General features: G+C 76.5%; 11 protein-coding genes. 7 read left to right on the forward strand and 4 right to left on the reverse strand.

Annotated features, from left to right (window positions below):
- Positions 1–35: 35 nt before the first annotated feature.
- Genes F6X68_RS27450 through F6X68_RS27465 form a run of 4 tightly spaced genes read left to right on the forward strand, consistent with a single transcriptional unit; the run spans position 36 to position 2,493 of the window.
- A complete protein-coding gene (locus F6X68_RS27450) occupies positions 36–488 on the forward strand; it encodes a hypothetical protein (RefSeq protein ID WP_151456979.1) in 453 nt (150 codons plus the stop codon).
- Positions 488–700, forward strand: coding sequence for a DUF2997 domain-containing protein (locus F6X68_RS27455; protein ID WP_151456980.1), 213 nt, complete (start codon positions 488–490; stop codon positions 698–700). Before F6X68_RS27450 ends, F6X68_RS27455 begins: the two co-directional genes overlap by 1 nt.
- Positions 684–1,817 carry a helix-hairpin-helix domain-containing protein gene (locus F6X68_RS27460; RefSeq protein ID WP_151456981.1) on the forward strand — a complete coding sequence of 378 codons (1,134 nt, stop codon included), beginning with the start codon at positions 684–686 and terminating at the stop codon, positions 1,815–1,817. Before F6X68_RS27455 ends, F6X68_RS27460 begins: the two co-directional genes overlap by 17 nt.
- Positions 1,810–2,493: a 4Fe-4S cluster-binding domain-containing protein gene (locus F6X68_RS27465; protein WP_151456982.1), complete on the forward strand. Its 684-nt coding sequence runs from the start codon at positions 1,810–1,812 to the stop codon at positions 2,491–2,493. The genes F6X68_RS27460 and F6X68_RS27465 overlap by 8 nt, the downstream gene beginning before the upstream one ends.
- A gap of 49 nt (positions 2,494–2,542) precedes the next feature.
- Here F6X68_RS27465 and F6X68_RS27470 read toward each other — a convergent pair whose 3' ends face one another.
- The 4 genes from F6X68_RS27470 to F6X68_RS27485 are packed head-to-tail and all read right to left on the reverse strand — an operon-like array spanning position 2,543 to position 5,561.
- Positions 2,543–3,085: a heme-binding protein gene (locus F6X68_RS27470; protein WP_151456983.1), complete on the reverse strand. Its 543-nt coding sequence runs from the start codon at positions 3,083–3,085 to the stop codon at positions 2,543–2,545.
- Positions 3,086–3,124: 39 nt separating this feature from the next.
- The gene (locus tag F6X68_RS27475; RefSeq protein ID WP_151456984.1) at positions 3,125–3,868 is read right to left on the reverse strand and encodes a hypothetical protein; all 744 of its coding nucleotides are present in this window, start codon (positions 3,866–3,868) and stop codon (positions 3,125–3,127) included.
- Positions 3,869–3,870: 2 nt separating this feature from the next.
- The gene (locus F6X68_RS27480; protein WP_151456985.1) at positions 3,871–4,668 is read right to left on the reverse strand and encodes an ABC transporter permease subunit; all 798 of its coding nucleotides are present in this window, start codon (positions 4,666–4,668) and stop codon (positions 3,871–3,873) included.
- Entirely contained in the window at positions 4,665–5,561 is an 897-nt protein-coding gene (locus F6X68_RS27485; RefSeq protein WP_151456986.1) for an ABC transporter ATP-binding protein, read from the reverse strand. The genes F6X68_RS27480 and F6X68_RS27485 overlap by 4 nt, the downstream gene beginning before the upstream one ends.
- 133 nt (positions 5,562–5,694) lie before the next feature.
- Between F6X68_RS27485 and F6X68_RS27490 the strand changes: the two genes are divergently transcribed.
- The 3 genes from F6X68_RS27490 to F6X68_RS27500 all read left to right on the forward strand — a co-directional run.
- The gene (locus F6X68_RS27490; protein WP_151456987.1) at positions 5,695–6,948 is read left to right on the forward strand and encodes a sensor histidine kinase; all 1,254 of its coding nucleotides are present in this window, start codon (positions 5,695–5,697) and stop codon (positions 6,946–6,948) included.
- Complete coding sequence (locus F6X68_RS27495) at positions 6,927–7,637, forward strand: response regulator transcription factor (protein ID WP_151456988.1); 711 nt, start codon at positions 6,927–6,929, stop codon at positions 7,635–7,637. The genes F6X68_RS27490 and F6X68_RS27495 overlap by 22 nt, the downstream gene beginning before the upstream one ends.
- Positions 7,638–7,736: 99 nt before the next feature.
- Positions 7,737–8,102, forward strand: a 366-nt coding sequence (locus tag F6X68_RS27500; RefSeq protein WP_225852455.1) for a hypothetical protein, incomplete at its 3' end; no start/stop codon positions are given.

Here is an 8,102-nt window from a genome sequence, read left to right on the forward strand (position 1 = left end):
TAGTCTGTGGGTCGAAACCGAGGGAGGGGGCCCCGATGAGCGTCTCACTGATACTCCTGCCGCTGGCCGTCGCCGCCGTCGCCGCGACGCACGCCGCGACCGCCGGACGGGACGGGGAGGGGCACGTCGTCTGCCAGGTGCAGACCCGGATGCGGGACGAGACGCTGCTCGTCGCCGCGCTGCGCGACACCGGCGCGGTGGTCACCACCGAACCGGACGCCGTCATCGCGGACTGGGCCGACGTGCGGGCCGGCTTCCGGCGCGGCGAGGACGGCATCTGGTCGGCGCACTTCACGGGCGAGGTCGACGAGCCGCGGGCCGTCGAGGCGGTCCGGGCCATCGACGCCGCGTACGGGCGGCAGGTCCAGCGGGCCGTGCTGGAGCGGCTGCGCGAGCAGGCCCCCGCCGCCGGGCTGCGGCTGGAGTCCGAACAGGTCACCGAGGACGCGAGCGTCCGCCTGGTGTTCGCCGTCGAGGGCAGGTCGTGATGGGCGGGCAGCCGCGGATCGTGGTCACCGTGAGCAGCGAGGGCGTCGTGAGCGCCGAGACCAGGGACGTGCTCGGCGACGGGTGCCTCGACTACATCGCCGTGCTGGAGGACCTGCTGGCGGCCCGCACGGTACGCAGCGCGTACACCGCCGACCGCGACCGCGCCGCCGTGCCCGAGTGGCAGGAGCAGCGCGATGTCGAACGCGCCTAACCCCGGCTGGCCGCCCCCGGCCGTCCCCCGGCCGAGCACGACGTGGCAGGTGTTGCAGAGCTGGTGGCTGTTGCTGCCCGTCCTCGGATGCAGCTGCCTCGGCGGCCTCGGATTCATCTACGTGGGCCTGCGGGCCCAGCGCGCGGCGTGGTGGCTCCCCGGCATCTTCTACACCGTGGTGGGCTCGGCGGCGTTCCTCGTCGTCGGCGAGTCGGACCAGGAGAGCGCCCTCAGCGACTGGGCGGTCGGCGTGCTCCTGGCCGTGTGGATCGCCAGCATCCTGCATGCCGCGCTGATCAATCCGGCGTGGCTGCGCTGGCTCACGGACCGCCGCGCCAGGTTCGCGGCGACGGCGTGGCCCGGCGGCGCGTACCCGCTGGCTCCGCTGCCCGGGGCGGGTCCCGCCGGCCCGATCCCCCGTCCCTACCCGGGCATGTCCCCGACGTATCAGCCCGGTTCGACGGCGGGCTACCCGTCCCCGGCCTACCCGCCGGGGTACCCGCCCGCGTCGCCCGCCTATCCGCCGGGTTCGCCGGCGTACCCGCCGGGGTCGTCGGCCTACCCGCCCGAGTCGTCCTACCCGCCGGGGTCGCCGTCCTATCCGTCCGCGTCGTCGTCCTACCCGCCGGGGTCGCCGTCCTATCCGCCCGCGTCGTCGTCCTATCCGCCGGGGTCGCCGGTGTACCCGCCCGCCTCTACGACGGGACATCCGCCCACGTCGACGGGGTATCCGCCGCTGGCGGCCGACCCGACGTTGGCGCCGGCCGTCGACCCCTTTCCCACCGGGCCGATCACGTCGCTTCCGTGGCAGCCGGACGCGCCGGCCCCGGGGCAGCCGGACGCGCCGGCCTCCGGGCCGCCGGCCGGACCGCCGATCGACGTCAACGCGGCCGGGCCGGGCGACCTCGCGGCGCTGCCCGGCTTCGACCCGCAGCGCGCCCGGCAGGTGCTGGCCGAGCGGGAGCGGCGCGGGTCCTTCGGCAGCCTGGCCGAGTTCGCCGCCGCCGCCAACCTGGCCCCCCACGAGTACGCGCGCCTGCGCGACGCCGTGGAGTGCGTCCCGCCCGCCGGGCCGGCGCCCGACCGGCCGCCGCCCGGCCGGGTCCTCGATGTCTGACGAGGGTCCAGGGCCGCGCCCGCCGGTGGGGGTGGAGACGGTGGCGGTGGCGCGGTTTCTGGCCGCCACCCGCGCCGAGGGCCCGGGCGAGCGGACGGCCGTCTGGGTGCAGGGCTGCGCCATCCGCTGCCCCGGCTGCTTCAACCCGCACCTGTGGAGCTTCCGGGGCGGGGAACGGGTCGCCCCCGCCGACCTGGTGCGCCGGGCGCTCGACGCCGGCACCGAGGGGCTGACCCTGCTGGGCGGCGAGCCCTTCGACCAGGCCGCCCCGCTGGCGGCCGTCGCCGCCGGGGTACGCGCCGCCGGGCGTTCGGTGATGACCTTCACGGGCTACACCCGGGCGCAGTTGCACCGGGCGGTCGACGCCGGCCGGGACGACGTCGCGGCGCTGCTGGCGGCGACCGACCTCCTCGTCGCCGGGCCGTTCCTGGCCGATCGGATCGACACCCGGCGGCCCTGGGTGGGTTCCACCAATCAGGAGTTCGTGCTGCTCGGCGACCGCTTCCCGGGACTGCTCGACGAGGTGTCGCACAGCCCGGACCGGGTCGAGGTGACCGTCGACGCCGCCGGCCGGATCGCGGTGAACGGCTGGGCCGAGGTCGACGCGCTCGACGAACTGCTGGCGTCGGTGACCAGCCCTCGGCCCCGGCCCGCGGGCGTACCCCGGCGAGGGTAGCCGCGCCGATCCGGCCGGGAGCGCCCCGTGCCGGGCCGCGGCACCCGGCTCACTCGGCGATCGGCAGGACGACCTCGTTGTGGCGCAGGAACCACGGCTTCCACGGCGGATCGAAGCGGGCGTACCGGACCGCGCCGGTGGGGCGCAGCCCGGCCGCGGTGACCGCCCGGCCCAGCGCGGTCGCCCGCCGGTCGAACGCCCGGGCCGTCCAGCGGCCCGCGAAGCGCGTCGCGGCGGCGAGCTGTGCCGGGACCAACCGGGTGCGCACCCGGGGGTCCGCCGGCTCGGGCAGCGTGTCGGCGGTGAGGCCCGCCGGCATCACGAGCCACACCAGCCAGTGGCCCGGGCGGTCCCCCTCCTCCTGCACGAACGGGACCGTCATCGCGATCGTCTGCGGGCCCGTCTCCCGGTCGGTCGCCCGCCGCGCGCGGTTGGCACCGCGCAGGTACGCGCCCAGCGGCCGGAAGGCGTCCCGGGCGGCCTGCTCGAACGCGCCCTCCGCCCGCACCTCGGCGACCAGGTGGGCCGGGTAGCGGCGCAGCTCGAAGCCGGGGTGCCGGGCCACCACCCGGTACGGCTGCTGCTCGGTCATCGCGCGCTCCCCGTGCCCCGGGACCCGTCGGGAGCAACGCTACCGGCCCTCGACCTCCGGCTCAGCCGAAGTCGCGTCCTCCGACCTGGTGCGCGGGGCGGCACGGGTCAGCCGCCAGTACTGCCGCCGGCCGTCGTCGCGGACCACCACCCCGGTGCGGCCCAGTTCGCCGCGCAGCTCCCGGGCCTCGCCACCCCGGTCGGCGTCGAGTGCCCGCTGCCGGGCCCGCAGCAGTGCGTCCGCGCCGGTCGGCAGCCCCGGCAGGTCCGGCACCCACCGCCGGTACGCGTCCCGGTGCGGGTCGCCGTCGGTCCACGGCCAGCCGTGCGTCCGGAAGGCGTCGCGCAGCCGGTCGACGGCCAGGTCCGACCGCTCCCGGACCAGTTCCTCGTCGTCCGCGCCGAGCAGCACCAGGTCCTTGCCGTCGACGAAGACGGCGCGCACCGGTCGCCGCCCGACCTGCCGGTCCTTGCGGTCGCGGCGCAGCCGGACCCGTTCGGTGTCGACGGTGACGGCGAGCCGTTCGGCGGTGCCGACGGCGGCGACCAGCAGGCCGCCCAGCGTGCCGACGGCCAGCCCGCCGATGCCGGCCTGCGGGTCCGGCAGCCGGGCGACCAGCTCGAACAGGTCCTGCGCGGGAGCCCAGGACAGCCCGGCGATCCACTCCGCGCCGGCGACGAGCAGCCACCCGGCGCCCGCGCCGAGTGCCGGGAACCCGCCCCAGAGGATCGCCAGTTCCGCCGCGCCGCCGTCGACGACGGTGGGCGCACCGTAGCCGTCCACCGTCAGGACACCTCGCGCCGCAGCGTGCGGATCAGCCCCGCGACCAGCGGCACGGCCAGCCAGACCAGCAGCGACACGGCGAACCGTCCCCACTGCCCGGCGGTGACGTCGGGCGTGAGCAGCGGCTCCATGGTGCGGCCCGTGTCCAGCCAGCCCGCCGGGCCGCGCAGCGGCCGGATCATCTCGCCGAGGATCGACCAGACGGTCGGCAGCAGCAGGTAGCCGACGATCGCCAGCGGGGTGTTGAGCAGCAGCAGGCCGAAGCCGGCCCCCATCAGCACGTTGGCCACCTGGAGCGCCACGGCGTGCAGCACCAGGGCCCACTCCATGCGCCAGGTGCCGGCGCCGCCGGTGGCCGCGGCGACGAGCGTGCCGGCGGCGGCCACGCCGAGGCTCACCAGCACCGACGCCAGGGCCGCCAGCACCATCGCGACCAGCTTCGCGACGATCACCCGGCCCCGCCGGGGCACCAGGGCGAACGTGGTGAGCGCCGTGCGCTGGGACCACTCCCCGGTGATCGACAGGATGCCCAGCACGGGCAGCAGCAGGCCGATCGGCAGCATCGAGGGGAGGAAGAAGTTGGGGAAGGTCTGCTCGGCGTCGTCCGACCAGATCAACTGGACCACCACGAGGGCGGCGGCGAGCAGCCCGATGGTGATCAGCAGCCAGAGCCCGGCCCGGGTGTCGACGAGCTTGCGCAGCTCCACGCCGGTGAGCCGGAGCAGCGACGGCCGGCGTACGCCGGAATGGCGCTGGGGCGCGGTGGTGGCGGGCGGGCTGGCGGTGGTGGCGGTGGTCATCGGACGGCCTCCTGGGTCGACGCGCCGGCGGTCAGGGTGAGGAAGAGCTGTTCCAGGCCGCCGCTGCCGGCGGACCGCAGTTCGGTGAGGGCGACGCCGGCGTCGGCGGCGGCCTGCCCGACCGCCTCGGCGTCGGCGTGGACCAGCAGCCCCTCGGTGCCCTCGGTGGCCGTCAGCCCGGCCCGCTCCAACGCGCCGCGCAGCGCCCCGCCGTCGCGGGCCCGCACCAGCGTCCCGCCGCCGGCCAGCAACTCGGCCTTGTCGCCCTGGGCCACGATCCGGCCGCCCCCGATGACCACCAGCTGGTCCGCGACCGCCTCCACCTCGCGCAGCAGGTGGGAGGAGAGCAGCACGGTGCCGCCCCGGTCGGCGAAGTCGCGCAGCAGGCCGCGCATCCAGAAGATCCCCTCCGGGTCCAGGCCGTTGGCCGGCTCGTCGAGGATCAGCACCCGGGGGTCGCCCAGCAGCGCGTGCGCGAGGCCGAGCCGCTGCCGCATCCCCAACGAGTACGCCCGGAGGCGGCGCTTCGCCGCGACCTCGTTCAGCCCGACCAGGTCGAGCTTGGTGGCGACCTGCCGGCGGTCCACGCCCATGGTGGCCGCGGCCACGGTCAGCGCCTCCCGCCCGGTGCGCCCGGCGTGCTGGGCCGAGGCGTCCAGCAGCACGCCGACCTCCCGCCCTGGGTTGGGCAGTTCCCGGTACGGCCGGCCGCCGACCGTCGCGCCGCCGCCGCTGGGCGGGGTGAGCCCGCAGATCATCCGCATGGTGGTGGACTTGCCGGCGCCGTTCGGTCCCAGGAAGCCGGTGACGGTGCCCGGCTCGCAGCGGAACGACACGTCGTCGACGGCGGTGTGCCGCCCGTACCGTTTGGTGAGGTGTTCCACGCTGATCATGCCGGCCACGCTGCCGGAGCCACCCGGTCGCGCGCTGCGGCCGACGGTCTCGTCCGGCGGCTACCTTGGTCGACGCCAGGGTCTCGACTTTGGTAGCTGGTCGGTTCGCCGGGCGGCTGCCTAGCATGGTCGCGTGACCAGTGCCGCCGTACCGGAGCACCCCTGGCTGCTGCCGGGGGCGCTGAGCGTCGATCCGGCGGCGCGGGTGGGGCGGGGGCCGCGTCGCACCACCCGCGACTGGGTGGTGGACGGCTTCTGCTTCCTGCTCTCCCTCGGCTGGGTCCTGCTCGCCACGGCCGACGCGGCCTCGGCCGACCCGGAGTTCGCCACGCCGCTGCCGCAGCGCTGGATGGTCCCGGTCGACGCCCTGCTCGGGCTCGCCTGCTGCGCGCTGATCTGGCTGCGGCGCCGGTGGCCGGTGGGGCTCGCCGTCGCGACCGTGCCGCTGACGCTGTTCTCGATGGCGGCGGCGATCCCGCTGCTGATCATCTACTTCACCGTGGTGGTGCACCGGCGCACGGCCGTCGCGCTGGGACTGACCGCCGCCGGCCTGGTCACCAACTTCGCCTTCAGCTACCTGCGCCCGGACCCCCAGATGCCGTACTGGGCGACCACCGTCTGGGGGGTGGTGCTCAGCCTCTCCGTGCTGGCGTGGGGGATGTTCGTGCGGGCCCGGCGGCAGCTCGTCGTGTCGCTGCGCGAGCGCGCCGAGCGGGCCGAGGCGGAGCAGCAGTTGCGGGTGGCGCAGGCCCGGCACCTGGAGCGCACCCGCATCGCCCGCGAGATGCACGACGTGCTGGCGCACCGGATCTCGCTGCTCAGCCTGCACGCCGGCGCGCTGGAGTTCCGGCCGGACGCGCCGCCGGAGGAGGTGGCGCGGGCGGCCGGGGTGATCCGGGGCAGCGCCCACGCCGCGTTGCAGGATCTGCGCGAGGTGATCGGGGTGCTCCGCGCGGAGACCACCGCCGAGGAGGATCCCGAGCGACCGCAGCCCACCCTGGGCGATCTGCCGGCGCTCGTCGAGGAGTCCCGGTCGGCCGGGGCGCGGATCGGCGTCCGCGAGGTGGTCACCTTGGCGGAACGGGTGCCCGCTGCGGTGGGGCGCAGCGTCTACCGGATCGTGCAGGAGGGGCTCACCAACGCCCGTAAGCACGCCGCCGGCGCGGCGGTCACCGTCGACGTGGCCGGCGCCCCCGGCGACGGGCTGACCGTGGAGATCCGCAACCGGTGGCCGGTCGGCGGCATCGCCGGCCCGGAGATCCCCGGCGCCGGCACCGGCCTGGTCGGCATCGCGGAGCGGGTCAGCCTGGCCGGCGGCCGGCTGGAGTACGGGCGGGACGACGCGGGCGACTTCCGCCTGGCCGCCTGGCTGCCGTGGCCGGCGTGAGCGGGCCGGGCCCCGACCCCGGCCGGCCGGTACGGGTGCTGCTCGTCGACGACGACGCGCTGGTGCGGGCCGGCCTGTCGATGATCCTCGGCGGGGTGCCGGACCTGCTCGTGGTCGGGGAGGCCGCCGACGGCAGCGAGGTGCCCGCCGCCGTGGCCGCCTGCGCGCCGGACGTGGTGCTGATGGACATCCGGATGCCCCGGCTCGACGGTCTCGCGGCCACCGAGGCGCTGCGCGCGTCGCCCGACCCGCCCGAGGTGCTGGTGCTGACCACCTTCGACGCCGACGAGCAGGTGCTCCGGGCGTTGCGGGCGGGGGCCGGCGGCTTCCTGCTCAAGGACACCCCGCCGGCCGAGATCGTGCGGGCGGTGCGCCGGGTGGCGGCGGGCGAGGCGATGCTCTCCCCGGCGGTGACCCGCCGGCTGATCGACCACGTGACCGCGCCGGGCGCGGCGGGCGGCTCCGACCCGCGCCGGGAGCGGGCGCTGCGGCAGCTCGCCGGGCTCAGCGACCGGGAACGCGAGGTCGCGGTGGCGCTCGGGCAGGGCCGGACGAACGCGGAGATCGCCGCCGAGCTGTTCATGAGCGTCGCGACCGTCAAGGCGTACGTGTCGCGGCTGCTGGTGAAGCTCGGCCTGAACAACCGGGTCCAGGTCGCCCTGCTGGTGCACGACGCCGGCCTCGTCTGAGGCGCGATTGAACCTTCCGGGGGCGGGGGCCGTACCAGTCGCCGAGGATGCGGTGCGGCGGGTCAGCCGCACCGCTGCCGGAGCCACGGGAGGCCTGCCGTGCGGGTTGGTGAGCAGTCGACGGATCCCATCGACCAGATCCTGGGCGAGGTGCCGGTGCCGGCGCCCCTGACCCCCGAGGACGTCCGGCTCGCGGTCCGGGCGGTGGTGGTGCACGCCGCCGAGGAGTGGCCGGCCGGGCCGCTGTGCCGCAACGACGGCGCGACGTACCCGTGCCGGCTGCACCGCTGGGGCCGGCGGGTGCTGGCGCGGCACGGGCTCAACGAGCGACAGATCGACGCCCTGGTGCGGCACGGCAACCCCTTCGTGCACGTGCCGTTCCCGTTCACGGTGACCGGCCCCGCGCCGACCACCCGCGCACCACGTACCACCGGCGGGCACCCGGGCGGCCCGCGCGCGGTCGCG

It is taken from the genome of Micromonospora sp. AMSO12t, assembly GCF_008806585.1.
Taxonomy (GTDB): domain Bacteria; phylum Actinomycetota; class Actinomycetes; order Mycobacteriales; family Micromonosporaceae; genus Micromonospora; species Micromonospora reichwaldensis.